This is a genomic window from Bradyrhizobium sp. USDA 4486, from assembly GCF_054057995.1.
In genome coordinates this window covers 2,040,180-2,064,462 of record NZ_JBSRZV010000001.1, presented here as the reverse complement: position 1 = coordinate 2,064,462, position 24,283 = coordinate 2,040,180, and the positions used below count along the sequence as shown (strand labels likewise).

The following is a 24,283-nucleotide window of genomic DNA, read 5'->3' as shown; positions in this document are numbered from 1 at the left end:
GCGTCATCATTCCGGGGCGATGCGAAGCATCGAACTCTGGTGCGCAATTGCGCACCTGAGAATCTCGAGATTCCGGGTTCGGCTCTTCGAGCCACCCCGGAATGACAGTGTCATGTGATTACTCGCGGCGGCCCTGCACCCACTGTTCCAGCATTTGCAGGCACATGGCGCGATCGTCGTCGGAGGCCTTGGCGAAAGCGCGGTTGTAGCTTTCCTTGATCCAGGTCTCATCAGTGCCGGCGCTGTCGCGCGCCAGGGTCAGCCACATCAGGCCGCGCGCCGCCTGCCGCGGCAGGCGGTCGCCGTTGAACAGCATCTGACCGAGCAGCGCCTGGGCCTCGTGCTGGCCCTTCTGGGCGGCAAGGCCGAGCCAGCGTGCGCCATAGCGGAAATCCTCGCGCGAGGCGTCCGGCGTCTTCAGGTACAGCCGGGCGAGATCGTATTGGGCGTCCGCGTTGCCGAAATAGGAGGCCGCATAGGAGAACATCTCCCGCGCCCGGTCCTGGTCCGGCTTGATCTTGGAGTTCGGGATGCCGCTCAGATAATAGCGGCCGAGCGCGACGAAGGCGTTCGCCACCACCTGCGCCTGCGGCGCCGACGGGCTGTCCTCGGCATGCGCATTGGCGATCCGGCTGAAATATTCGAAGGCGCGGACGTCGTCCTGGGCAACGCCGTCGCCATTGGCGTACATGCGGCCGAGCTTCCACTGCGCGATGGGATGACCGCCTTCGGCGGCGTATTGCAGCGCGCTGAGGCTGGTCTCCTGGGGAGCGGTCACCGGCGCCGGCACCTTGCTGCGCACCGCGGGCGCGGCACCCGGCAAGGTGGTCACGACCGGGATGGCGGCGTCCTTGTTGACCGGCGCGCCGTCGAAGGCGAGCGCCGGCGCGGCCAGCGCACCGGCCCCGAACACAAACGCAACAATGGCACGCCTAGATGTCCGCATAGCACTGTTTCTCGTGCGCGCCGCCCGGATGGGTTACTGCCCCCCCGACCGCTGGTCCAACCTGCTGAGCATACTTCCAGAGCGCACCCGACGTGTGGTTAGTCGCGCGAGCGCTCCATTTGGTCTTGCGCTGAGCGAGCTCAGCGTCACTCAATTTTACGTTAAGGGTACCGGCGTCCGCATCGATCTCGATGATGTCGCCGTCCTCGAGCAACCCGATCGGGCCGCCGACCGCCGCCTCCGGCCCGACATGGCCGATGCAGAAGCCGCGGGTGGCGCCGGAGAAGCGGCCGTCGGTGATGAGCGCGATCTTGCCGCCCATGCCCTGGCCGGTCAGCGCCGCGGTGGTCTGGAGCATTTCCCGCATGCCGGGACCGCCCTTGGGCCCCTCGTAGCGGATCACGATGACTTCGCCTTCGCGATAGGTGCGCTTCTGGACCGCCTCGAAAGCATCCTCCTCGCGGTCGAAGCACCTGGCCGGACCGGTAAACTTGAGGTTGGACATTCCCGCGACTTTCACGATCGCACCTTCTGGCGCCAAATTGCCCTTCAGACCGACCACACCGCCTGTCACGGTGATGGGCTTGTCTGCCGGGTGCACCACGTCCTGGTGCGGATTCCACTTCACGCTTTTGAGGTTTTCGGCGATCGTTCGACCGGTGACCGTGATGCAGTCGCCGTGGAGAAATCCGTTGTCGAGCAGCGTCTTCATCAGAAGCGGTATGCCACCTACTTCAAACATGTCTTTGGCGACATAACGGCCACCCGGCTTCAAATCCGCGACATAAGGTGTCTTTTTGAAGATTTCGGCGACGTCGAATAAGTCAAACTTAATGCCGGCTTCGTGTGCGATCGCCGGCAGGTGCAGTGCAGCATTGGTCGAGCCGCCCGATGCAGCGACGACGGCGGCGGCATTCTCCAGCGCCTTGCGGGTGACGATGTCGCGCGGCCGGATGTTCTCCGCGATCAGGTCCATCACCTTCTCGCCCGCGGTCATGCAGAAGGCATCGCGGATCTCATAGGGTGCCGGAGCACCGGCCGAGTAAGGCAGTGCCAGCCCAATCGCCTCTGAGACAGTCGCCATGGTGTTGGCGGTGAACTGCGCGCCGCAGGCGCCTGCCGAGGGGCACGCCACGCGCTCGATCTCGTCGAGATCCTCGTCCGACATGGCGCCGACCGAGTGCTTGCCGACCGCCTCGAACATGTCCTGCACGGTGACCTGCTGACCGCGGAAATTGCCGGGCAGGATCGAGCCGCCATAGATGAAGATCGAGGGCACGTTGAGACGGACCATCGCCATCATCATGCCCGGCAGCGACTTGTCGCAACCGGCGAGCCCGACGAGGGCGTCATAGGCATGGCCACGCACGGTCAGCTCGACGGAGTCGGCGATGCATTCGCGCGACGGCAGCGAGGAGCGCATGCCGTCATGGCCCATGGCGATGCCGTCGGTGACGGTGATGGTGCAGAATTCGCGCGGCGTGCCGCCGGCCGACGCGACGCCCTTCTTCACCGCCTGGGCCTGGCGCATCAGGGCGATGTTGCAGGGCGCGGCTTCATTCCAGCAGGAGGCGACGCCGACGAAGGGCTGGTGGATCTGCTCGGTGGTCAGACCCATGGCATAGAAATAGGACCGGTGCGGCGCGCGCGCTGGGCCTTCCGTCACGTGACGGCTCGGCAGCCTCTGCTTGATGTTGGCCTTCGCGTCCATTGCAAACCAGTTTCCCCGGCCAACCCTTTCAGACCCGAAAAATCAGAGCCAAGATTTGAATCGACCTTGGGATTTCCAGTCGCCTTGTTCGGACCGCCGCCGTCTCTCAAACTTTAGAGCGATTTTATTCATGTTCAGGTGTGGCCAAAAAGCGGCGCCGATGCGAACCGGCGGCGATGAGGGTTAAATCCGCCATGAGTGTTGCGTGGATAGCACAATCGTTACCAGGAAGACACGGATTCGCCTACCTCGATACCTCGCGAAGATGACAATCCACAACTTGAGATTTTATGACACGAGGAGCGCTCCCAGCTTCGGCGCGATGGCCGCGCATATTCAGGTTGAGTCGATGCCTTCACCGTCAGTGCCGTAGGCCGGGCAGAGGTGCAAAGCACCCACCATCTCCATCCTACGATGATGGATCGCTTCGCTGCGCTCTCAATGACGGAGTACAACGTCTGAGGTAGAGCGCAGCGAAGCCCCTCAAGGATGAGGCCGGGATGGGCAATACCTGCGAGAAATCCGAATTTCGCTAAAGTCGAATATTTTCACCGAGGGATTGACGGCCAACACGGGTGTTTTGCCCGTCGGGCAACACGTCCTGATAGGGCGAGACGTCCGCCCTGAACGAGCCAGGATTATCTGCATGTGTCCGGACTGCGCTTCGAATGTCGCGACCGGCCGGTCGAGCTGCCAGAGCTCCACGTCGTGGCCGCCGACGAGTTTCGCGGCACGAGAGATCGCCGATTCATCGTCGGTGCAGTCCATCCGTTTCCACGCGACGAGCCGCGGAGTCGCCAAATGCCGGTCGACTTGCCGCTCAGCTCCGCCCCCGCGGGCGCTGGGCCTGCGCCCAGGCGACGGCCACGTCGCGTGGCGCAACTTCGATGCGCTTGATCGGCGTCAGTTCGCCGGACGCGGCGACGATGGCGGTCTCTTCGCGGCGGCAGCGCGGGCACACGAAACGGACTTCGCGCGGCAACGCCGACCAGCTCGAGCGTTTCAGATTGGCCGCCATCGGCCAGGCGTCGCAATGCGAGCACGACACCAGGAACCGGCCGGGATCGAGCATACCCATTCCATAGGACTCCGCGTCCTGCCCGCCCCTTCAATGATTAACGCATGTGAATCGTTCCGGTGGCGCAGCACCGTCAACGCTTGCAAGCCTCACCGCTCGGTGGCTCAGTGCGCGCCTTTGAGGGTGCAGGAGGTGGTGCAGGTCACGGTGTTGCCATGGTCGCACGCCTTGCAGGCGGCAACGCACTGGTTCATGTCGCGGGGATTGAAGGAGCTGTAGGTCCGCATCGGGCACGCCGACGTCGAGCCGGTGATGTCCTGCTCCTGATTGCAGGCCGCCGTCATCAACGCGAAGATGATCACCGCAAGAAGGCGCATGCGATTGCCCCGGGAGCGATCGGCAAAGGATGTGATCAGGGAACGCTGCATCGCAACGCACCCCGGCATTCCCGCTGCAAGCAACCGCAAACCGCGACGCTCACATCCGGCAAGCATGCGCGCCAAACATTAAGAACGGATTGCTGCCCGCGTCAGGCCGCGGCCCTGGTCGCGATCGCCTGCCGCGTGTCCAGCGCCAGCTGGCGATACTGTTCCGAGAGTTTCAGATAGAACTCGCGCTTGGCACTGTCGGTGGCGAGCTTGGTGATCAACTCGCACTCGGCGGTGAGCGTCTCGAACCGTTCCAGCCTGTCCTGAAGTTCTGTCATCGGCGTGTCCCCATTAAACGCCTGAGGGACAGCAAACCTAAGCCCGCGAAATAGGTCACGGCGAACATCGTTATGAAGTACAATCAATTATTCCGGCGGCGCCGCTATTTCTGCTCCAGCCGCCAGGCACCGTCCCACCCCTCGTCCGGGGGATCGGTCTCGAGCTGCGCGATGCGGCCGAGCAGCGTGCGCGAGGGACCATCGCCGGGGATGGCTTCGAGCGCCGCGTTGAGGGCGGCGCGCGCTGCGTCGAAACGGCGGGCACGGTAAGCGGCGAGGCCTTCGGCATAATGCGCGCGCAGGCTGGTTTGCGCGCCGGTGAGCGCACCGGCCCGTGCCATCACCTCGAAGATCGCTTGCGGCATGGTCTGGCCCACGACCGCGAGACGGTCGATCTCGCGCAGCTCGAGCTGCGTGCCGATCGCCTCCGCGGTCGCCTGCGCAATCAGGATGCGGGTACCGTAAGCCTTGTTGACGGCCTCGAGCCGCGAGGCGAGGTTCACCGCGTCCCCCATCACCGTGAAGCTCATCATCAGCTCGGAGCCGATGCTGCCGGTCAGGACCTCGCCGGTGGCGATACCGATCCGCAGGTCGCACGGCGCCGGCATAGCGCGGATGCCCAGCAGGTCAGGCAATTGCCTTTGGAGCGCGGGCACCTGCTCGGCCATTTCGATGGCGGCAAGGCCGGCGAGCAGCGCGGGCTCGTCCTCCTCGATGAAGGGCGGGCCCCAATAGGCCATGACGGCATCGCCGATATATTTGTCGATGACGCCGCGATTGCTCCTGATCGGACCGGACATGACGGTGAAATAGTGGTTCATCACCTTGACGAGACCGCGCGGCGTCATGCCCTCGCTCATCGAGGTGAAGCCGCTCATGTCGCAGAACATGACGGTCATGACCCGGCGCTGACCCTCGACGGCGACCTCAGGGCGGTCGATCAGCCCCTGCACCACCTTCGGGTCGATGTAGCGGCCGAAGGTCTCGCGGATGCGCTCGTTCTGGCGGAGCTGCTCGACCATGCGGTTGAAGGCGGCGGCGAGCTCCCCGATCTCGTCCCTTGTCGAGACCGTGATGGGCCTGTCGAAGCGACCGGCCTCGACTTCGCGGGTGCCGGCGAGCAGCAGCCGCACCGGGCGCGTGATGCCGCTGGAGACCAAAAGCGCGAAGACAAAGCCGACAATGGCTGCGAGCAATGTCACGATGCCCGATACGATGATCGCCTGATGCTGATGACCGATCACCGTCGACGTCGCGGCAAAGACCTGCTTGAGCATGTCGGCGCGAATCGCATCGATCTTCTGGTTGAACTGGTCGCGCAGCGCGTCGATATGCTCGAGCGTAGTGCGCGCCTCCGCCATCTGCTGTGCCTCGATCTGCTTGAGCAGCCTTGCGTGGTCCGCGTCCTGATCGCGGCGCAGCTCGCTGACGGCGGTCTCGATGCGGGTCTCGATCCGCGCCAGCGCGGCATTGTCCGATGGCGTCCTGGTATCGTCGATGATCGCGTTAATCAGCTTGCGCGCGCGCTCGGCCTCCTCCTCGATCTTGCGATCGGCCTCCTCGAACTCGCGCAGGCGCGCCGCATAGGCCTCCTCGTCGGTCGGCGACTGCATCTTCATCATCACCATGCGGCGCAGCGCCACCGCCCGCTCCAGCGAGCGGATATTGGCGCGCGCCAGATCGCCATAGGCCGGGATGTAGCGGTTGGTCAGCTCGTCCAGGAGGACGCCAACCTGGCTCGACATCACCATCGACAGGATCGAGGTGACCAGCATCAGGACGATCAATCCGAGGGCGATGCCGACGATCTTGCGCCGGATCGACTGGTTGAAAAGCGGCATGAGCGATGGGCTGCTGAAAGGACGGATGGAACTCAATATAGCGGATTTGGCGGCGGGAACACGCGCAATCCGCCCCGTCATGGCGCCGCCGGCCGCCGCAACCGCCGCGCGAGCCCATTCGTTAAGGAAGGTTAAATTTCCGCCGTTCCCGAAGTTCCCCCTTGCATCCGTATTTTGCCGCATTGTTGCGTGAGCGTGAGGAATGCGAGACGATGTCGGGACATCGTTCTGGTGTCGTCCTTGATTCTCAAGCCGCATGTCGTCGCGGACCTTGGTTTGTAGTGGTTTCGCAGGGGGACCATCCAATGAACCAGTGCCTACGCTCGCTCGCGTGTGTCGTTGCCGTGGCCGCGATGGCCTTCCTTCCCACCGAAGTGGCGGCGAAGAGCAGTCACAAATCATCCGTGCCGAAGAAGACGCATGAGGCGAAAGCCGGCAAGCAGCGCCACGCCACGTCCAAATCGCGGCACGGCAAGCATGCCGAGGCCAAGCGCAAATCGAAGAAGCAGGATGACGAGCCCGCGGACAAGCCGGCCCCGCCGCCGCTGACCGGCGATCTCGCCGCGCTCAAGGACGCGATCGACCTTACCCGCAAGGGCAAGACGGACGATGCGAACGCCGCGCGCGACCGCATCGCGGATCCCGCCGGACAGAAGCTCGCCGACTGGTTCATGCTGCGTCATTCGGAGAGCACGGCAGCTTTCAAGCGCTATGCCGCATTCCTCGCCGCCAATCCGGACTGGCCGAGCAGCGCGCTGCTGCGCCGCCGCGCCGAAGCGCGGCTGTGGCAGGAGAAGAGCGATGCGGCCACCGTGCACAAGTTCACGATGGACCGGCCGACCAGTGCCAAGGGCAAATTTGCGCTCGCCCGCGCGCTGCTGAGCGAGGGCGATGCCGATCGGGCCGCACGTCTGGTGCGTGAGGCCTGGCGCAGTGAGGAGCTGTCGGAACGCAGCGAGGAGGATTCCTACGAGGCGTTCCGCGATCTCCTCACCGCGGACGATCATCGCGCGCGCATGGACAAGCGCCTCGGCGCCAAGGACTATGGCGCTGCGCGGCGCGCGGCAAAACGGCTCGGCGAGGATGCGCTCGCGATCGTCAAGGCCTGCGCTGCCGTCAACGGCAAGGCGAACAAGGCCAAGGATTATCTCGACGACGTGCCCGCCGATGCGCGCGGCGATCTCGGCTATGTGCTGTGCCGCGCGCAGTGGCATCTCCAGAAAGGACCGGATCGACGACGCAGCCGAGGTAATCCTCGCCGCCGCGCCCGGCACGATGGCGGCGCAGGACACCGACGCCTGGTGGCGCGAGCGGCGCCTGCTGGCGCGAAAGCTGCTCGACCAGGGCAAGTTCAAGACCGCCTACGCTGTGGTGCGCTCCGCGGCGGTGCCCGAGAAGGAAGTCTACCGCATCGATTATCACTTCATGTGCGGCTGGATCGCGCTGCGCTACCTCGACGATCCCAGGACGGCGATGGTGCACTTCGCGGCCATCGACGAAGGCTCGGCCAATCCGATCGCGCTGTCACGCGCGCATTACTGGCGCGGCCGCGCCGCCGAGGCGATGGGTGCAACCGCCGACGCCCGCATCAGCTATCAGGCCGCGGCACATTATCCGACCGCCTATTACGGCCAGCTCGCGCGCGCCAAGCTCGGCATCGACCGCATCGAGCTGCGGGCGCCCTCGCCCGTGCTGGCCTCCGCCGACACGCCACCAGCCGACGAGCGCGTGCGCGCCGCCGACATGCTCTACGGCATCGGCGAGCGCGACATGGTGTTCTACTATGCCGAGGATTTCGCCAAGGAGAGCACTGACGTCGCGGCGCTCGAAGCGCTCGGCGAGCTCGCCGGCCGGCGCAACGACGCGCGCGTGATGCTGGAGGTCGGCAAGTCGGCGCTGGCGCGCGGGCTCGCGCTCGACCACTACGCCTTCCCGACCATCGGCATCCCCGAGCACAAGCAGCTCGCGCCCCCGATCGAGACCAGCGTGATCTATTCGGTCGCTCGCACCGAGAGCTCGTTCGATCAGCGCGACAAGTCGCCCGCCAACGCGGTCGGCCTGATGCAGGTGACGCCGGAAGCCGGACGCGACACCGCAAAACGCTTCGGCCTAACCTATGACTGGGACCGGATGGTCTCCGACCCCGTCTACAACACGCAGATGGGCGCGGCCGAGCTCAGTGCGCTTTTGTCGGAATATCACGGCAACCAGATCATGACCTTCGCCGGCTACAATGCCGGCCGCGGCCGGGTGCGCGAATGGGTGCAGGCGCACGGTGATCCCAGGGATCCCAATGTCGATCCGGTCGACTGGGTCGAGCGCATTCCGCTGTCAGAGACCCGCAACTACGTCCAGCGCGTGATGGAGAACGTGCTGGTGTATCGCGCAAGGTTCGAGGATAGCGGCGTGGTCGCCAGCAAGAGCGATCAGCGCGTGGTGACGCACCAGGCCGGCGCAACCGCACCCGTGGCGGCCGCAGCAACCGCTCCCTAGGACGCCGCCGGGGCTGGACACGGCGCTCGCAAGGCTATCGTTGCTGCGGCTTCCACGCGAGTGCGGTCGCGCGGCTAAGCCGCGATGAGATCAGAATGAAACGTCATCGCGCTTTTGCTTGGTGTGTGCGCATGATCTTTTCGGAAAACCGCTTCGTACTTTTCCGGATCATGCTTTAGGGATCACCTCCTTCCGCCGTGATCAGGTCGCGCCCGTCCAAATATGCGCCGGTCAAGGCTCTTGCGAAGGTCCAGGCCTGTATCGTGTAGCTCCAGCACGAGATGGCACTCAGGACCGTCAACGTCTCGATCATGCTTCGAGCGGCGGCCTCGACGTTTCCGGCGGCCAGCTCCGTGCGTGCGGGCGTCGGCCATTGCATCCACAATGTCGCGAGTTCGCCTCGCCGGTAGCACTCGTAGTCGCAGTAGCGCTGCTGGGTCCGCACATGCCGGACATAGCCGGTCCGGATCGACCGCGAACATGTGCCGCACGTGGCCGCGCGCAACGGGGGCTCGTGATTGACCAGCACGTATTTCATGAAGCCGCCCTCACGCGATCTTGCGCCAGGGCCTCGCAGAACAACGCGTAGCACTGATGGTCGCAATAACGCAGACCGGTCGCGATCTCGCGGAGATAGCTGTCGCTGATCGGCTCGCAGCACTGCATGCACCCGATCTGCCGGAACGGGGTCCGGTCGTTCACCAGCACGAAGACGAATCTCATGTGGCACCTCCCAAGGCGAAGCAGTAAACGCTGTCCAACGGAGACAGTGCGGGCGGTGGAGCGCAAAGATGGTTTCGGCCGTCCGGATTGTCCCTGTGTCGCTCCACTTTTTGCGGCGGGACGAGGATGTACCTCCCATCCTCCCTGCGTCGTGCAAAGATCTTGCCGTCGACGTACTTGATCTCGGTCGGATAACAGTCGGCGCTGTTGCAGCAGCTCAGGCTCGGATTATCCGGCATGCGCCAGGTCGAATAGAACTTTTCGTGCAGCTCCTGGTCCTGAGGCGGGTGCTGGCGATGAGAGGCACCGTGTCCCGTCTCCTGCGCCTGGACTGTCGCGGTGGAGCAGAGGAGAACCATCGACCACAAAAGCTTGCATGCGCGGTTCAACGTAGGGGCTCCCGGATCAGACCTAGGAAACGATGTCAGCTCTCCAATTCAGCTTCAGGCGCACTGAGCCCGAAACAGCCACCGGCGGTCGCGCTCGCGGCGGCTGCGGAAGCGATCGACGCACGTCTTCGAGCAGAGCGCGGTGCGCCACGAGTAGTAGCGGATCAGTCCGAACTTGCCGCCGCACACAGCACAGCCCTTGATCGAAGAGCAACGTTCGGACCCGGATAGGCCACGCTCAGGAAGTACGGATGCATCGCACATTGCTCTCTCCCTCTGTTGCGGTTGCCTGTCGAGAAGTGCGGCCTCGGCCGCAAGCTCCAGACCCGTCATCGTGCGCTCGCTGCGTCGGCTGGTCGACACTCCCGATTGATCGTGAGGGTAGTCCGCAGGGCACGAAGCGCTCAATTGTACGGAGGTAAATGCCCGACATGACTAGGATTGGAGGAGCTATACCTAGGTTTGTCCGTATTCGCGCGGGAGCTCGCTCATCGATTCTCAACGAGACGGCGCACGACGCTCAGGCTACACGGCCACGGTGAAACTCTGAGCGCATGGCGTACCCGACGCTCCGCGATCGCCAGTGCGGCGAGCGGTCAGTTCAGGGGTGAGCGCCACCACCCAATCCGACTTTGGCCGGAATTGCTCCTCTCGCGGCAACGTGCTCTACTCGTCGTCACGCAGATAGATTGCCGGGAGCGTCTGCGATGAAGCCTCGCCGGGCAGCGTCATTCGGGAAATCAGCCGCGCAATTCCTCGCCGGCTGCGTCAGGCAGACTGTAACGGCCAAGCCGCACACCGATCCCGATGGCGGCTTGCTCGAGGCGGTCAAGCAGTGGCAGCAAGTCTTCGAGCACAATCCTGTCATGTATTTCATGGTCGATCCGGGCGGAACCGTGATCAACGTGAATACATTCGGCGCCGCGCAACTGGGCTATACGGCCGCGGAGTTGATCGGCCGATCGGTGCTGGATGTCTTCTTCGAGGAAGATCGCGACTTCGTCCGCGCATGCGTCGCGCTGTGCCTCGAGACGGTCGATCAGTCGCACACCTGGGAAATCCGGAAGGTGCGCAAGGACGGGTCGGTGCTGTGGGTGCGCGAGAACGCCAAAGCCATGCAGCGGGCCCACGGGGATCCGATCGTGCTGGTGGCCTGCGAGAACATTACCGAGCGCAAGGAAGCGGAGAATGCGCTGCGACAGAGCGAGGCCTATCTCGCCCAGGCGCAGGAATTGAGCCACACCGGCAGTTTCGGCTGGCGGGCCGCGACCGGCGAGATCACCTGGTCCAGGGAAACCTATCGCATCTTCGAATGCGATGAGGGGAGCGAGCCACAAATCCCGGTCATGCTCGAGCGGATCCATCCGGAGGACCGGCTCGCGGTGCAACGCACCACCGGCCGAGCCGCACGCGAGGGAAAAGATTACGATCACGAATATCGGCTCGTGATGGCCGACGGTTCCATCAAGTACGTCCGGGCCGTGGCACGGGCCACGCGCGATGCCGGCGGTCACGTGGAGTTCGTGGGATCGGTGACCGACATCACGGCAACCAAGGAGGCCGAGCGCAGGCTTCGTGAGAGCGAGCAGCGCTTTCGCGACTATGCCGAAACCGCGTCCGATTGGTTCTGGGAGACGGGACCAGACCATCGCGTGACCTTGATATCGGAGCACTCCGACACCGTCAGCGCGCCCGCGGGCCTGATCGGGCTCACGCGCTGGGACATCGCTCCAGACGCAGATCTCGAACCGGAAAAATGGCGACAACATCGGGCCGCGCTCGACGCCCACGTCCCATTCCGCGACCTCGTGTATCGCAGCAAGGACCGCAACGGGCAGCCGATCTACGTCCGAACCAGCGGCAAGCCGTTCTTCGACGCTGACGGAAATTTTCTGGGTTATCGCGGCGTCTGCACCGACGTCACCGCGGCGATCCGGGCGGACCAGGCCGAAGAGGCGCTGCGCAAGGCCCAGGCCGAGCTTGCCCATGTGACGCGCGTCACGACGCTGGGTGAGCTGACCGCCTCGATTTCCCATGAAATCAATCAACCGCTCGCCGCAGTGACCGCGAACGCCGACGCATGCCTCACCTGGCTGCAGCGCGATCCGCCCGATTTCAAAGCGGCCCGCCGCTCCGTGGAATGGATCATCGAGGACGCCACCCGCGCCAGCGACGTGATCCGCCGCGTGCGGGCGCTCGCCAAGCGGTCCGACATCGAGATGGCTCCACTCGACGCTAACGTGGTCGTGCGCGAGGCCGTCGCGCTCGTTCAGCGCGAGATGGCAAGCCACGCGGTGTCGATCCGAATGGAGCTGTCGTCCGCGCTGCCCAAGATCTTTGGCGATCGGATCCAATTGCAGCAGGTCCTCATCAACCTGATCATGAACGGTATCGAGGCCATGGAAGGCGTCCATGATCGTCCGCGCGAACTGGCGATCCGCGCAGCAGCGGGTGATGACGAGACGGTGCTGGTGAGCGTCACCGATTGCGGAGTGGGCATCTGTGAGCAGGCGGTAGACCGCCTGTTCACGCCATTCTTCACAACCAAATCGTCCGGCATGGGCATGGGCCTGTCGATCTGTCGCTCGATCATCGAAGCCCATGGCGGACGACTTTCCGCCGCATCGAACCAGGACCGTGGCGCGACTTTTCAGATCACCCTGCCCCGCCATCGGGAGGAAACATCGTGACCGAGCGCGCGGGGCCTTCGCCGTCGCAGGAGGATGGCGACCAGCCGGTCGTCTTCATCGTCGACGACGACGTGTCCATGCGCCGTGCGCTCACCAATCTGTTCGAGTCGGTCGGCCTCAAGGTCGAAGCATTCGGCTCGGCACCGCAACTGCTCCAGGCCAAACCGCCGGAAGTCCCCAGCTGCCTGGTGCTCGACATCCGCCTGCCCGGAGCCAGCGGCCTGGACCTGCAGTCGGACCTTGCCAAGGCAAATATCCAAACGCCTGTCATCTTCATCACGGGACATGGTGACATTCCCATGACCGTTCGGGCCATGAAGAGCGGCGCCATCGACTTTCTGACCAAGCCGGTGCGCGACCAGGACATCCTGGATGCCGTCCAGGCCGCGATCGAGCGAGACCGCAGGCGCCGCGACCTCAACAAGACGGTCTCGACCGTCAAGTCACGCTTCGAGTCACTGTCCTCGCGGGAGCGAGACGTATTGAAACTGGTGACGTCCGGCTTGATGAACAAGCAAGTGGCCGCCCAGCTCGGATTGGCGGAAATCACCGTCAAGATCTATCGCGGCCAGATCATGCGGAAAATGGGCGCGAAGTCGCTGGCCGACCTCGTGAGGATGAGCGAGGCACTCGGAATTCGACCCGGCAAGTCCGACGTACAAACCTAAGTATGAGTTTCCAATGGTGACCGGCGGGTCCACCCTGCGCGCTCATCTGTAGCCGCGGCGACGGCAAGCGCGTAACCCCGGGCTAGGAGTGGACGTCTTGTCAGAGCCTCCGGTCATTTCGGTGCTTGACGATGACCCGTACGTGCGGGCCGCAGTCAACAATCTCCTGGAATCCCGCGGATACACCGTCCACACATTCGCCTCCGCCGAGGAATTTTTGCGCTCGACGGACTCGACCGGCACCTCGTGCGTGATCGCGGACGTGCAGATGCCGCTCATGACCGGAATCGATCTGCTGACGCAGATGCGGGCGCAGGGTTCGGCGACGCCGTTCATCTTCATCACGGCTTTCCCGGATGAGAGCGTGCGTGCGCGCGCGCTCAAAGCCGGAGCAATCTGTTTTCTCGGTAAGCCGTTCGCGCCGACCGATATGATGCAATGCCTGGACCGGGCGCTGGCGGCAGGCGGATCCGTCAATCCACCTTGATGTTGGCCGCCTTGATGATCGGCCACCATTTGGCGATCTCGGCCTTCTGGCGATGACCCAAGGCTTCAGGAGTGAGCTGATCCTGTGGCGTCATCTCCAGGCCCTGGCTTTCGAGCTGCTTCTTGACCGCAGGATCGTTCAGCGCTTCGACGGCAGCCGCATTGAGCTTGGTGACGATCTCCTTCGGCGTGCCCTTCGGCACCCACATCCCCGACCACAGCGTCATGTTGAAGCCTTTCAGCCCCGCCTCCTCCGCGGTCGGAATATCGGGCGCCGAGGCCAGGCGCTTGTCGTCGGTGATGGCATAGGCGCGGATGGTGCCGGCGCGGACCTGGTTGATCGAGTTCGAGGTCTGGTCGACGATGAGGTCGATCTGGCCGGCGATGAGATCGTTCAACGCGGGCGCGGTGCCGCGATACGGCACGTATTGCAGCTTGATGCCGGACACGCTCTCGAAATAGACGCCGGCGATATGGCTGCCGGAGCCCGCGCCGGCCGTGCCCGCGGTCGGCGGTGACGGCCGCGACTTCAGCCACTCGAGCAGCTCTTTGAGGGAGGTCGCGGGCACCGCGTTCTTGCTGACCACGATCATGGGGTTGCTGGGCAGCAGCACCACCGGCTCGAGATCGGCAACGAGATCGTATTTGAGCTTGTAGACGGCCCCGTTGGCGACATGGGTGCCGAGATGGCCGAAGGAGATGGTGTAGCCATCAGGCGGCGATTGCACGGCCCGGCCGACGCCGATCGAGCCGCCCGCGCCGGTGACGTTCTCGATCACCAGGGGCTGGCCGAGCGAAACGCGCATCCGCTCGGCGAGCACACGCGCCATCGCATCCGACGGACCGCCCGCCGCGAAGGGCACGATGATGGTGATGGGATGCGAGGGATAGTCGTCGGCGCGCGCGACGCCAGTGAGAGCGAGAATACCGATCAGCCCGGCCCAGATGGCCTTCTTCATAGTGTTCTCCCCAGCGATGTCGTTGTCGTTCTTCTTCACCTCGCCCCGCTTGCGGGGAGAGGTCGAATTCGTGCGCAGCGGAATTCGGGTGAGGGGGTACAGGTCTCGCGAATATCTCATTCGAGGAGAGAGGCCCCTCACTCCCGACCCTCTCCCCGTAAGAACGGGGAGAGGGAGAGATTTCCAAAACGCGACGAGATTAGGATGAATCGGTCATCGCGCTTTAGGTTGTTGTTTGAGCATGATCTTTTCGGAAAACCGCTGCGCACTTTTCCGGATCATGCTTTAGAACTGCGAATAGTCGATCGGCTTGTGGCGGTCGAGCGTGCGGGTGACCGGCGGCAGCGGGTATTTCAGGCCACTCGCGCAGTTGAACAGCATCACCCGGTCGGTCTTGCTGACGCGGCCGTCGGCGAGGCTGTCCTTGTAAGCGGCGTAGGTCGCGGCGCCCTCGGGACACAACAGCAGCCCCTCCTCGCGCGCGACCTCGTTGAGCGCCGCCGAGATCTTGTCGTCGTCGACCGCGATGGCAAAGCCCTTGCTCTCGCGCACTGCACGCAGAATGAGAAAATCGCCGATGGCCTGCGGCACACGGATGCCGGAGGCGATGGTGTGTGCGTCCTCCCAGCGCGTGGCGTGCTCGGTGCCGGCCTCGTAGGCGCGCACCATCGGGGCGCAGCCCGAGGCCTGCACCGCGACCATGCGCGGGCGCTTTGAGCCGATGAAGCCGATCTTCTCGAGCTCGTCGAACGCCTTCCACATGCCGATCATGCCGGTGCCGCCGCCGGTCGGATAGAAGATCACGTCGGGCACGTCCCAGCCGAGTTGCTCGGCGAGCTCGAGGCCCATCGTCTTCTTGCCTTCGATGCGGTACGGCTCCTTCAGGGTCGAGGTATCGAACCAGCCGACCTTCGCCTTCCCTTCGCCGACGATCTTGCCGCAATCGTCGATATAGCCGTTGACGCGGTAGACGGTCGCGCCCTGCAGCTCGATCTCGCTGACATTCACCTCGGGCGTGTCAGCCGGGCAGAAGATCGTGGTCTTGATGCCGCAGCTCGTGGCGTAAGCCGCCAGGGCCGCGCCGGCATTGCCGTTGGTCGGCATCGCCATGTGCTTGATGCCGAGCGCCTTGCCCATCGACACCGCCATCACGAGGCCGCGCGCCTTGAACGAGCCGGTCGGCAGGCGTCCCTCGTCCTTGACGATGATCTCGCCGCCTCCGAGTTTTGCGCCGAGCTTCGGCAGCCGGATCAGCGGCGTCGTCACTTCACCGAGCGAGACGATGTCCTTGCATTTGCGCACCGGCAGCAGCTCGCGATAGCGCCACATGTCGGCGGGGCGCTGGGCCAGCGCGTCCTTGGTCAGCGCCTTCTTCACGCCGGCGAGGTCGTAGCGGACGAGAAGCGGCTTGCCGGCCTTGGAGAGATTGTGGACCTGGTCGGCGGCGTAATGATCGCCTTCCATCGCGCATTCGAGATGGGTGACGAAGGTCGGCCGTTCGATGGTGAGGTTGTCGTTGTCGTGCATGGGGTGATTTCCTCTTCTTGTTCTACTTAATTGCAGCGGAACTCGTCACCCTGAGGTACGAGCCATGCGGCGCAGCGCGCCGTATGGAGACCTCGAAGGGCGACGAGCCCAGCTGCTGCATCTCGGCCGTTCATCCTTCGAGGCTCAGCCATCGGTGCTTTGCAACGCTGGCCTCGCACCTCAGGATGACCGGTCCAATGGTGTCAGCCGTCAAATGTTGAGCACCCGTCCATACGCATCCAGCACGGCTTCCTTCATCATCTCCGACAGGGTCGGATGCGGGAACACCGTATGCATCAGCTCTTCTTCGGTGGTCTCCAGGTTCATGGCGACGACGTAGCCCTGGATCAGCTCGGTCACCTCGGCGCCGACCATGTGGGCCCCTAACAGCTGGCCGGTCTTCTTGTCGAAGATCACCTTGACGAGGCCCTGGTCCTCGCCGAGCGCGATCGCCTTGCCGTTGCCCACGAAGGGGAAGCGGCCGACGCGGATCTCGCGGCCGCTTTCTTTCGCTTTGGCTTCCGTCAGTCCGACCGAGGCGACCTGTGGGTGGCAATAGGTGCAGCCAGGGATCATGTCCTTGTCCATGGGATGCGGATTGAGGCCCTTGATCGCCTCGACGCAGATCACGCCCTCGTGCTCGGCCTTGTGCGCCAGCATCGGCGGTCCCGCGACGTCGCCGATCGCGTAGATGCCGGGGATGTTGGTCTTGCCGTAGCCGTCGACCACGATGATGCCGCGATCGGTTTTGACGCCGAGCTTTTCGAGTCCCAGATTTTCGATGTTGCCGACGACGCCGACCGCCGAGATCACGCGCTCGAACTCGGTGGTGACGGGCTTGCCCTTGCCGTCGTCGATGGTGGCGACGACGCTGTCGGCCTTCTTCTCCAGCTTCGTGACCTTGGTCGAGGACATGATCTTGATGCCCTGCTTCTCGAAGCGCTTGCGTGCGAGACCGGCGATCTCGGCATCCTCGACAGGCAGGATCTGCGGCAGCACCTCGACTACCGTGACGTCGGAGCCCATGGTGTGGAAGAAGGAGGCGAACTCGATGCCGATCGCGCCGGAGCCGACCACCAGAAGCGACTTCGGCATCCTTTCCGGCACCATCGCCTCGAAATAAGTCCAGACCAGCTTCTTGTCGGGCTCGAGGCCGGGCAGCACGCGCGGCCGTGCGCCAGTCGCAATGATGACGTGCTTGGCCTGGTAGGTGCCCTCGCCCAACGCGCCCTTGGGCGCTTCGACGTCGGACTTCTTCACGGTGACCCTGCCGGGCGCGTCGATCGAGGCGGCGCCCCAGATCACGCTGACCTTGTTCTTCTTCATCAGGAAGCCGACGCCGTCATTGAGCCGCTTCGAGACGCCGCGCGAGCGCTGCACCACGGCCTTCGGATCGAACGAGACCTTCTCCGCCGAGAGGCCGTAATCCTTGGCATGCTGCATGTAGTGATAGATCTCGGCCGAGCGCAGCAGCGCTTTCGTCGGGATGCAGCCCCAGTTCAGGCAGATGCCGCCGAGATAGGATTTTTCGACGATCGCGGTCTTGAGGCCGAGCTGGGCGGCCCGGATCGCGGTGACATAGCCGCCGGGACCGGAGCCGATGATGATGACGTCGAAGGATGTATCGGCCATGTATGCTCGTTCTCGCTCCAACCGGCCTTAACGAGACCGTCATTGCGAGGAGCTCTTGCGACGAAGCAATCCAGTCTGCCGGTCACGTTCTGGATTGCTTCGCTTCGCTCGCAATGACGACGCGAATTTGTCGTCAGACCATCATCATGACGGGATTTTCGATCAGCTGCTTGAACGCGCCGATCAGCTCGGCGCCGAGCGCGCCGTCGATGGCGCGGTGATCGCAGGACAAGGTCACGCTCATCATGTGCGCGATCTCGATCTTGCCGCCACGCACGACGGGGCGCTCCTCGCTGGTGCCGACCGCGAGGATCGTCGCGTGCGGCGGGTTGATCACGGCGGTGAAGTGGCTGATGCCGTACATGCCGAGATTGGAGACGGCCGTGGTGCCGCCCTGGTACTCCTCGGGCTTCAGCTTGCGCGAGCGGGCGCGCGCGGCGAAATCCTTCATCTCGTTGGAGATGGTCGAGAGCGTCTTGGTTTCCGCCTTCCGGATGATCGGCGTGATCAGGCCGCCAGGCATCGCCACGGCGACGCCGACGTCGGAATGGTGATGCTTGACCATGCCGCTTTCGGTCCAGCTGACGTTGCAGTTCGGGATCTTCTGCAGCGCCACCGCCATCGCCTTGATCACGAAGTCGTTGACCGAGATCTTGTAGAGCGGCTTCTTCTCCTTGTCCTTGGGAGCGGCCGCGTTGATCTCCTCACGCGCGGTGAGCAGCTTGCCGATGTTGCAGTCGATGGTGAGGTAGAAGTGCGGGACGTTCTGGATCGATGCGGTCAGGCGCTGCGCAATGGTGCGGCGCATGCCGTCATGCGGGACGATGTCGTAAGAGCCCGGCTCGAACAGCGACAGGATCTGCTTGTCCGACATGGTCGGCGCGATCGCGGGCGCGCCTGACGGCGCGGCGGCAGGCGCCTTGAGGCCCTTGCCGGATTTGGCTTGCTCGACGTCGCGCGCGACGACTCGGCCATGCGGGCCGGTGCCTGTCACCATCGACACGTCGATGCCGGCTTCCTTGGCAAGACGCCGCGCCAGCGGCGAGGAGAACACGCGGCCGCCGTGGCCGTTGGCTTGCGCGGCCGGAGCAGCAGCCTGCGGGGCAGGTGCGGCAGCGGGCGGCGGTGCAGCCTTGGGTGCGGCGGGCGCAGGCGCGGGAGCGGCAGCCGCCGCGGGAGCCTCGGCGGCTTTCGGCGGCGCGGCCGAAGCGCTCGGCTTGGCGCTACCTGCCGCCTTCACGTCCTCGCCCTCGCCGGCAAGCACCGCGATCACGTCGTTGACGGGCACGTCCTGCGTCCCTTCGGGCACCAGGATCCTGGCGATCGTGCCCTCATCGATCGCCTCGACCTCCATGGTCGCCTTGTCGGTCTCGATCTCGGCGATCACGTCACCGGATTTGACCTTGTCGCCTTCCTTCTTCAGCCACTTGGCGAGGTTGCCCTTCTCCATCGTCGGCGAGAGAGCGGGCATCAGGATGTTGATGGGCATGCTGACCTCAAGAAGAACTTTGCAAAATGTCGTCTCCGACAGCGGAGACGAACAGACCAGGTTTAGTTGCCGATGTCGCCCTGCCAGAGGCGCTCATTGGCAGGGATGGAACGCCAATTCTTCATCATGGTGATGGAGCGGTCGTCGGCAAGATCGATCCATGGGATGCCGAACTTGTCGAGAATGTCCTTGGATCCCTCGAAGGTGACGGATTCCCCGATCACCACGAGCTTGACCTTGAACAAAGCGAGCGCGCCGGCGCACATCGAGCACGGCGACAGCGTGGTGTACATGACGGTGTCGTGGAACGAGATCGCGCCGGCCGCACGCAGGCAGCTCATCTCGCCATGCAGGATCACGTTGTTCTCCTGCACGCGGTTGTTGTGACCGCGGGCGATGATCTTGTTGTCGCGCGTCAGCACCGCGCCGATCGGCAGGCCGCCCTGCGCGATCGAGTCCTGCGCCTCGCGGATCGCCTCGAGCATGAAATCGTAATGATAGGATTCGATCGCCACGATCAGTGCCCCTTCCCACGCGGTGTCGTCGTGCCGGTGTCCGTGGGACGCTCGATCTCCGCCTGGAACATGTCGAGGATCCGGTTCAGCGCGTCTTCCTCGGTGTATTCACTCTCGCGCGCATAGGCCCGCGCGGCGTGGCGGGCGAGATCGACGAGCAGCAGGCCCCACATGTCGGGCTCGTCGAAGGCCCGCTGGAACGCCATCGACAGCCCGCCGTCCAGCACGAACACGCGCAGGATCTCGACCGCGTCCTCGCGGGTCATGACGTCGGGCGGCAGTGGCTGCTCCTTGGGGCCCGCCATGGTCTACCTGTAGCAGACGGCTTTGGCGGCCTCGACCACTTCCGCCGTCGAGGGCAGCGCCAGCTTCTCCAGGTTGGCGGCATAGGGCATCGGCACGTCCTTGCCGGAGACGCGCGCAACCGGCGCGTCGAGATAGTCGAAGGCGTTCTCCATGATGCGCGCGGCGATCTCGGCGCCGACGCCGCTCTGGGCCCAGCCCTCTTCCACGGTGACGGCGCGCCCCGTCTTCTTGACCGAGTTGACGATGGTCTCGGTGTCCATCGGGCGCAGCGTGCGCAGGTCGATCACCTCGGCTTCGATGCCGTCCTTGGCGAGCTCGTCGGCGGCTTTCAGCGCATAGGTCATGCCGTTCGACCAGGAGATGATGGTGACGTGGGAGCCCGAGCGCACGATGCGCGCCTTGCCGATCGGGATCACGAAATCGTCCAGCTTCGGCACCTCGCCGGTGTGGCCGTAGAGCACCTCGTTCTCGAGGAAGATCACGGGATTGGGGTCGCGGATCGCGGCCTTGAGCAGGCCCTTGTAATCGGCGGCCGAGAACGGCGCGATGACCTTGAGGCCCGGAATGTTCGAGTACCAGGACGAATAATCCTGGCTGTGCTGGGCGGCGACGCGGGCCGCGGCACCGTTCGGCCCACGAAACACGATCGAGCAGCCCATCTGGCCGCCGGACATGTAGAGCGTCTTGGCCGCGGAGTTGATGATCTGATCGATCGCCTGCATGGCGAAGTTGAAGGTCATGAACTCGACGATCGGCTTCAGGCCCGTCATCGCCGCGCCGACGCCGACGCCGGCAAAGCCGTGCTCGGTGATCGGGGTATCGATGACGCGCTTGGCGCCGAACTCCTGGAGCAGCCCTTGCGTGACCTTGTAGGCGCCCTGATATTCGGCGACCTCTTCGCCCATGACGAAGACGTCGGCGTCGCGGCGCATCTCTTCGGCCATGGCATCGCGCAAAGCTTCGCGGATGGTCTGCGTCACCATCTCGGTGCCGGCGGGCACTTCTGGATCGGGCTCCGCCACAGCCTGCGGCGCGGGCGCGGCTTTGGGTGCCGGCGCCTCGGCCTTTGCCGCGGCGGGCGGCGCGGACTCTGCAGCCTTGGCGGCCGGTGCAGGGGCTTTGGCAAGATCGGCGGCGCTCTCTCCGTCCGCCAAAATGGTGGCGATCGGTGTGTTCACCGCGACGTCGGCGGTGCCCTCGGGGATCAGGATCTTGCCGAGCGTCCCCTCATCGGTCGCCTCGACCTCCATGGTCGCCTTGTCGGTCTCGATCTCGGCGAGGACGTCGCCAGACTTGATCTGCTCGCCCTCTTTCTTCAACCATTTGGCGAGGTTGCCCTTCTCCATCGTGGGCGACAGCGCGGGCATCAGCACTTGAATTGGCATATCGACTCCAAAGGAAAGCTTGCGCGCGTTCAGCGGTAAACGTCAGTCCAGAGCTCGGCGGCATCCGGCTCGGGATCATGCTGGGCAAAATCGGCAGACGCGTTGACGATGTCGCGCACCTCGGCGTCGATCGCCTTGAGATCGGCCTCGCTGACCTTGGCCGCGAGCAGGCGGTTGCGCACCTGCTCGATCGGGTCCTGGTCGTGGCGAATCTTCTCGACCTCCTCGCGCGTGCGGTATTTCGCCGGATCGGACATCGAGTGGCCGCGATAGCGGTAGGTCTGCATCTCCAGGATGAAGGGGCCCTTGCCGGCACGGCACCAGGCCGCCGCCTCGTCGCCCGCAGCCTTCACGGCGCGGACGTCCATGCCGTCGACCTGCTTGCCGGGAATGTTGAAGGACGCGCCACGCTTGGAGAAGTCCTGCTGGGCAGAGGCGCGCGAGACCGCGGTACCCATGGCGTAGCGGTTGTTCTCGATGACGTAGATCACCGGCAGCTTCCACAGCTCCGCCATGTTGAAGCTCTCGTAGACCTGGCCCTGGTTGGCCGCGCCGTCGCCGAAATAGGTGACGCTGACGCTGTCGTTGCCGCGATAATGATTAGCGAAGGCGAGGCCGGTGCCGAGCGAGACCTGGGCGCCGACGATGCCGTGACCGCCGTAGAAGTGCTTCTCCTTGCTGAACATGTGCATGGAGCCGCCCTTGCCCTTGGAATAGCCGCCGCGGCGACCCGTGAGCTCGGCCATGACGCCGTTGGCGTCCATGCCGGTGGCGAGCATGTGGCCGTGATCACGATAGCCGGTGATGACCTGATCGCCCTCTTTCAGGGCCATCTGCATCCCGACCACCACGGCCTCCTGGCCGATATAGAGATGGCAGAAGCCGCCGATCGCACCCATGCCGTAGAGCTGACCGGCCTTCTCCTCGAACCGCCGGATCAGGAGCATGTCGCGGAGCGCCTTGAGCTCCTGTTCCCTGGTGAATTCCGGGGGCGAACCGCCGTCGGTCTTGTGCTGCGCAGCGCTCGCGGCGGCTTTCTTGGGTGCGGCCATGGGAATTCCGGGTCAGAGAAAACTTCAGCCCTCTCTAACCCAAGTCAAACGCGGTTGGAAAGCACCGCGGCGGCATGGCACGATTTTCATTATGCCGCACTGCAGCGTGGCCGAAACTTTGCAAAACCTTTGGCGCCAATCGGGCAACATTAGCTTTCCGCCAACGAAGCCAGTGCCGGCAGACGCAGCAAGGATATCGGACACGTGCATCTTGCGGGCTGAGACCCTCAGCGCGTGTCCGATTCGTACCGGCGGCCTTACCAGCCGAGCTCGCGCAGATAGGCTGCGCGAGCGGCAACGCCGGTATGCGTGAAGTCGGTGAAAACCCCATCGACGCCGAGACGGAAAAATTTGAGATATTCGAGACCGGGATTGCCGTGATAATCGGCGGCGAGATATTTCTTCTCGTTCCGGAACGTGAAGACGTGCACGAACAGTCCAAGCTTGTGCGCGTCGGCAACGAGGCTGGTCGGCTCCTGCGTCGATGCCTCCGGTGTCGATCCCTTATAGGGCGTGCCGTCGGCGTTGCTGTCCTTCCACGGGGCGATCTTGAGCGGAACGATATAGGCCTTCCACGGCCCGATGCCGTCGGCATAGGTCTTGATCTCTGCGAGGCCCTCTGGGGTCAGCATCGCGTCGTAGAGGCGCGCATCACCCGCAACCGTCCAGTCGAACGGACGCGAGCTCGTGATGTTGTTGAGCAGCACCTTGCCGGTCCTGAAGTCGATCCCGTTGCCGTCGATGAGCTGAACCTGCCGGGCCTCGAGGCCATGGCTGCGCATATATTTCAGGCTGCCGGGCTCGAAGCTCTGGACCAGGATGGGCGCGTCCTTGGTGTTGAGGCCATTGTCCTTGATGATCTTGATCAGGGCATCTTCGAGCGGACGGCTACCGGGCGCGCCGCAGCCATTGGCGATGGCCTGGGCATTGTTCCAGGTCGGATTCTTGGTCTCGGGATAGACCAGGATGGGACGCCCCGTCGCCTTGCTCCTGGCCTTGGCGATGTCGATGACGTCCTGGAAGCTGATGACCGGGAATTTGCCGTTGAAGACTTTGGGCCGCTCGTTGGCCGCATCATAGGTCGTGCCGGCGATCCATTCCTTCAGCTCGGCCATGGTGAAGTCGGTAATCGACCAGTCATTGGTGTGGTCCTCGCCGTCGACGATCAATGACTTCAGCACCGATTTCGGATCGGCGGGGTCCGTGAGATCGGTCAGGTAGTCGGCGGGCGCCCCTGGGGACGCCGGCGCCTTGACGCGCACGCCGGGGACCGTGCGCTTGCGGGCTGCGACAGTCGCGTTGGTCTTGGCGACCTCGGCCACATTGGTATTGTCGCTGAGCCAGGGATTATGGCGCACGACCAGGACGCAATCCTTGGTCAAATGCAGATCCTCTTCGAGTGCGTCGGTGCCGAGCGCCGCGGCAAGCTCGTACGATGGCTCGGTTTCTTCGGCCACAAGGCCGGGCAGTCCGCGATGGCCGAGGATCAGCGGCGGCCTGCCGTCGAGGGTCGGGACCTGCTTGGCGCCGGCCGGAGCCGGGCTGGTCTGTGCGAAGGCCATCGACAGAGGAAGGAGCGCCGCGCCGACCAGCAACGCTCCAATACCGACCGTTCGACGTGAACGATCATCCTGCATGACACGCCTCCATCTTTGCTCAGCATCGCGTCAAGACGCCACAAGAGCGAGCCTGTCGTCTTGTCCCAAGACTCTGACAGGCGGATGACGGCGGCTGAACAATGATAGAC

The 24,283-nt window shown here is 64.2% G+C and carries 20 protein-coding genes and 1 pseudogene; 4 read left to right on the top strand and 17 right to left on the bottom strand.

The window, feature by feature from the left end:
- Window positions 1-118 precede the first annotated feature (118 nt).
- From ACVWY3_RS10100 to ACVWY3_RS10075, 6 genes are all read right to left on the bottom strand, one after another.
- Window positions 119-946, bottom strand: coding sequence for a tetratricopeptide repeat protein (locus ACVWY3_RS10100; RefSeq protein ID WP_456838307.1), 828 nt, complete (start codon window positions 944-946; stop codon window positions 119-121).
- Window positions 933-2,657 (bottom strand): dihydroxy-acid dehydratase, encoded by a 1,725-nt coding sequence (gene ilvD, locus ACVWY3_RS10095; protein WP_456838306.1) that lies wholly within the window; start codon window positions 2,655-2,657, stop codon window positions 933-935. The genes ACVWY3_RS10100 and ilvD overlap by 14 nt, the downstream gene beginning before the upstream one ends.
- An 820-nt stretch (window positions 2,658-3,477) precedes the next feature.
- On the bottom strand, window positions 3,478-3,735 hold the full coding sequence (locus ACVWY3_RS10090) for a hypothetical protein (protein ID WP_456838305.1): 258 nt from the start codon (window positions 3,733-3,735) through the stop codon (window positions 3,478-3,480).
- Between the two features lie 104 nt (window positions 3,736-3,839).
- Window positions 3,840-4,052, bottom strand: a complete 213-nt coding sequence (locus ACVWY3_RS10085; RefSeq protein WP_456838304.1) for a hypothetical protein — start codon at window positions 4,050-4,052, stop codon at window positions 3,840-3,842.
- Window positions 4,053-4,204: 152 nt separating this feature from the next.
- A complete protein-coding gene (locus tag ACVWY3_RS10080) occupies window positions 4,205-4,381 on the bottom strand; it encodes a hypothetical protein (RefSeq protein WP_456838303.1) in 177 nt (58 codons plus the stop codon).
- 104 nt (window positions 4,382-4,485) lie between these two features.
- Window positions 4,486-6,222, bottom strand: a complete 1,737-nt coding sequence (locus ACVWY3_RS10075; RefSeq protein WP_456838302.1) for an adenylate/guanylate cyclase domain-containing protein — start codon at window positions 6,220-6,222, stop codon at window positions 4,486-4,488.
- Between the two features lie 305 nt (window positions 6,223-6,527).
- Between ACVWY3_RS10075 and ACVWY3_RS10070 the strand changes: the two are divergent.
- Window positions 6,528-8,715, top strand: a pseudogene (locus ACVWY3_RS10070) (transglycosylase SLT domain-containing protein).
- Between the two features lie 175 nt (window positions 8,716-8,890).
- Here ACVWY3_RS10070 and ACVWY3_RS10065 read toward each other — a convergent pair.
- Both ACVWY3_RS10065 and ACVWY3_RS10060 read right to left on the bottom strand, forming a co-directional pair.
- The gene (locus ACVWY3_RS10065; RefSeq protein ID WP_456838301.1) at window positions 8,891-9,253 is read right to left on the bottom strand and encodes a hypothetical protein; all 363 of its coding nucleotides are present in this window, start codon (window positions 9,251-9,253) and stop codon (window positions 8,891-8,893) included.
- Window positions 9,250-9,438, bottom strand: a complete 189-nt coding sequence (locus ACVWY3_RS10060; RefSeq protein ID WP_456838300.1) for a hypothetical protein — start codon at window positions 9,436-9,438, stop codon at window positions 9,250-9,252. Before ACVWY3_RS10060 ends, ACVWY3_RS10065 begins: the two co-directional genes overlap by 4 nt.
- A gap of 1,096 nt (window positions 9,439-10,534) precedes the next feature.
- Between ACVWY3_RS10060 and ACVWY3_RS10055 the strand changes: the two genes are divergently transcribed.
- The 3 genes from ACVWY3_RS10055 (at window position 10,535) to ACVWY3_RS10045 (ending at window position 13,672) form a co-directional block, all read left to right on the top strand.
- A complete protein-coding gene (locus ACVWY3_RS10055; RefSeq protein WP_456843328.1) occupies window positions 10,535-12,517 on the top strand; it encodes a PAS domain-containing sensor histidine kinase in 1,983 nt (660 codons plus the stop codon).
- Window positions 12,514-13,185, top strand: coding sequence for a response regulator transcription factor (locus ACVWY3_RS10050; protein ID WP_456838299.1), 672 nt, complete (start codon window positions 12,514-12,516; stop codon window positions 13,183-13,185). Before ACVWY3_RS10055 ends, ACVWY3_RS10050 begins: the two co-directional genes overlap by 4 nt.
- A 97-nt stretch (window positions 13,186-13,282) precedes the next feature.
- On the top strand, window positions 13,283-13,672 hold the full coding sequence (locus tag ACVWY3_RS10045) for a response regulator transcription factor (RefSeq protein ID WP_456838298.1): 390 nt from the start codon (window positions 13,283-13,285) through the stop codon (window positions 13,670-13,672).
- On the opposite strand, the gene ACVWY3_RS10040 is transcribed toward ACVWY3_RS10045, so the two are convergent.
- From ACVWY3_RS10040 to ACVWY3_RS10000, 9 genes are all read right to left on the bottom strand, one after another.
- Entirely contained in the window at window positions 13,659-14,630 is a 972-nt protein-coding gene (locus ACVWY3_RS10040; protein WP_456838297.1) for a tripartite tricarboxylate transporter substrate binding protein BugD, read from the bottom strand. The two genes, ACVWY3_RS10045 and ACVWY3_RS10040, sit on opposite strands and share 14 nt — an antisense overlap.
- 285 nt (window positions 14,631-14,915) lie before the next feature.
- Entirely contained in the window at window positions 14,916-16,157 is a 1,242-nt protein-coding gene (locus ACVWY3_RS10035) for a threonine synthase (protein WP_456838296.1), read from the bottom strand.
- A gap of 210 nt (window positions 16,158-16,367) precedes the next feature.
- A complete protein-coding gene (lpdA, locus tag ACVWY3_RS10030; RefSeq protein ID WP_456838295.1) occupies window positions 16,368-17,789 on the bottom strand; it encodes a dihydrolipoyl dehydrogenase in 1,422 nt (473 codons plus the stop codon).
- A 133-nt stretch (window positions 17,790-17,922) separates the two neighbouring features.
- The gene (locus ACVWY3_RS10025; RefSeq protein ID WP_456838294.1) at window positions 17,923-19,278 is read right to left on the bottom strand and encodes a pyruvate dehydrogenase complex dihydrolipoamide acetyltransferase; all 1,356 of its coding nucleotides are present in this window, start codon (window positions 19,276-19,278) and stop codon (window positions 17,923-17,925) included.
- A gap of 62 nt (window positions 19,279-19,340) precedes the next feature.
- Window positions 19,341-19,793 carry a nucleoside deaminase gene (locus ACVWY3_RS10020; RefSeq protein WP_456838293.1) on the bottom strand — a complete coding sequence of 151 codons (453 nt, stop codon included), beginning with the start codon at window positions 19,791-19,793 and terminating at the stop codon, window positions 19,341-19,343.
- A 2-nt stretch (window positions 19,794-19,795) separates the two neighbouring features.
- A complete protein-coding gene (locus tag ACVWY3_RS10015; RefSeq protein WP_456838292.1) occupies window positions 19,796-20,098 on the bottom strand; it encodes a DUF5076 domain-containing protein in 303 nt (100 codons plus the stop codon).
- 3 nt (window positions 20,099-20,101) lie between these two features.
- Window positions 20,102-21,484 carry a pyruvate dehydrogenase complex E1 component subunit beta gene (locus ACVWY3_RS10010; RefSeq protein ID WP_456838291.1) on the bottom strand — a complete coding sequence of 461 codons (1,383 nt, stop codon included), beginning with the start codon at window positions 21,482-21,484 and terminating at the stop codon, window positions 20,102-20,104.
- Window positions 21,485-21,513: 29 nt separating this feature from the next.
- On the bottom strand, window positions 21,514-22,536 hold the full coding sequence (gene pdhA, locus ACVWY3_RS10005; RefSeq protein ID WP_456838290.1) for a pyruvate dehydrogenase (acetyl-transferring) E1 component subunit alpha: 1,023 nt from the start codon (window positions 22,534-22,536) through the stop codon (window positions 21,514-21,516).
- Between the two features lie 257 nt (window positions 22,537-22,793).
- Window positions 22,794-24,173, bottom strand: a complete 1,380-nt coding sequence (locus ACVWY3_RS10000; RefSeq protein ID WP_456838289.1) for a glycerophosphodiester phosphodiesterase family protein — start codon at window positions 24,171-24,173, stop codon at window positions 22,794-22,796.
- Window positions 24,174-24,283 lie beyond the last annotated feature (110 nt).

Excerpts from the sequence above, each read along its gene's own strand:
- ACVWY3_RS10100 (WP_456838307.1), bottom strand. The coding sequence starts at position 946 with ATGCGGACATCTAGGCGTGCCATTGTTGCGTTTGTGTTCGGGGCCGGT.
- ilvD (WP_456838306.1), bottom strand. The coding sequence starts at position 2,657 with ATGGACGCGAAGGCCAACATCAAGCAGAGGCTGCCGAGCCGTCACGTG.
- ACVWY3_RS10090 (WP_456838305.1), bottom strand. The coding sequence starts at position 3,735 with ATGGGTATGCTCGATCCCGGCCGGTTCCTGGTGTCGTGCTCGCATTGC.
- ACVWY3_RS10085 (WP_456838304.1), bottom strand. The coding sequence starts at position 4,052 with ATGCGCCTTCTTGCGGTGATCATCTTCGCGTTGATGACGGCGGCCTGC.
- ACVWY3_RS10080 (WP_456838303.1), bottom strand. The coding sequence starts at position 4,381 with ATGACAGAACTTCAGGACAGGCTGGAACGGTTCGAGACGCTCACCGCC.
- ACVWY3_RS10075 (WP_456838302.1), bottom strand. The coding sequence starts at position 6,222 with ATGCCGCTTTTCAACCAGTCGATCCGGCGCAAGATCGTCGGCATCGCC.
- ACVWY3_RS10065 (WP_456838301.1), bottom strand. The coding sequence starts at position 9,253 with ATGAAATACGTGCTGGTCAATCACGAGCCCCCGTTGCGCGCGGCCACG.
- ACVWY3_RS10060 (WP_456838300.1), bottom strand. The coding sequence starts at position 9,438 with ATGAGATTCGTCTTCGTGCTGGTGAACGACCGGACCCCGTTCCGGCAG.
- ACVWY3_RS10055 (WP_456843328.1), top strand. The coding sequence starts at position 10,535 with ATGAAGCCTCGCCGGGCAGCGTCATTCGGGAAATCAGCCGCGCAATTC.
- ACVWY3_RS10040 (WP_456838297.1), bottom strand. The coding sequence starts at position 14,630 with ATGAAGAAGGCCATCTGGGCCGGGCTGATCGGTATTCTCGCTCTCACT.
- ACVWY3_RS10035 (WP_456838296.1), bottom strand. The coding sequence starts at position 16,157 with ATGCACGACAACGACAACCTCACCATCGAACGGCCGACCTTCGTCACC.
- lpdA (WP_456838295.1), bottom strand. The coding sequence starts at position 17,789 with ATGGCCGATACATCCTTCGACGTCATCATCATCGGCTCCGGTCCCGGC.
- ACVWY3_RS10025 (WP_456838294.1), bottom strand. The coding sequence starts at position 19,278 with ATGCCCATCAACATCCTGATGCCCGCTCTCTCGCCGACGATGGAGAAG.
- ACVWY3_RS10015 (WP_456838292.1), bottom strand. The coding sequence starts at position 20,098 with ATGGCGGGCCCCAAGGAGCAGCCACTGCCGCCCGACGTCATGACCCGC.
- ACVWY3_RS10010 (WP_456838291.1), bottom strand. The coding sequence starts at position 21,484 with ATGCCAATTCAAGTGCTGATGCCCGCGCTGTCGCCCACGATGGAGAAG.
- pdhA (WP_456838290.1), bottom strand. The coding sequence starts at position 22,536 with ATGGCCGCACCCAAGAAAGCCGCCGCGAGCGCTGCGCAGCACAAGACC.
- ACVWY3_RS10000 (WP_456838289.1), bottom strand. The coding sequence starts at position 24,173 with ATGCAGGATGATCGTTCACGTCGAACGGTCGGTATTGGAGCGTTGCTG.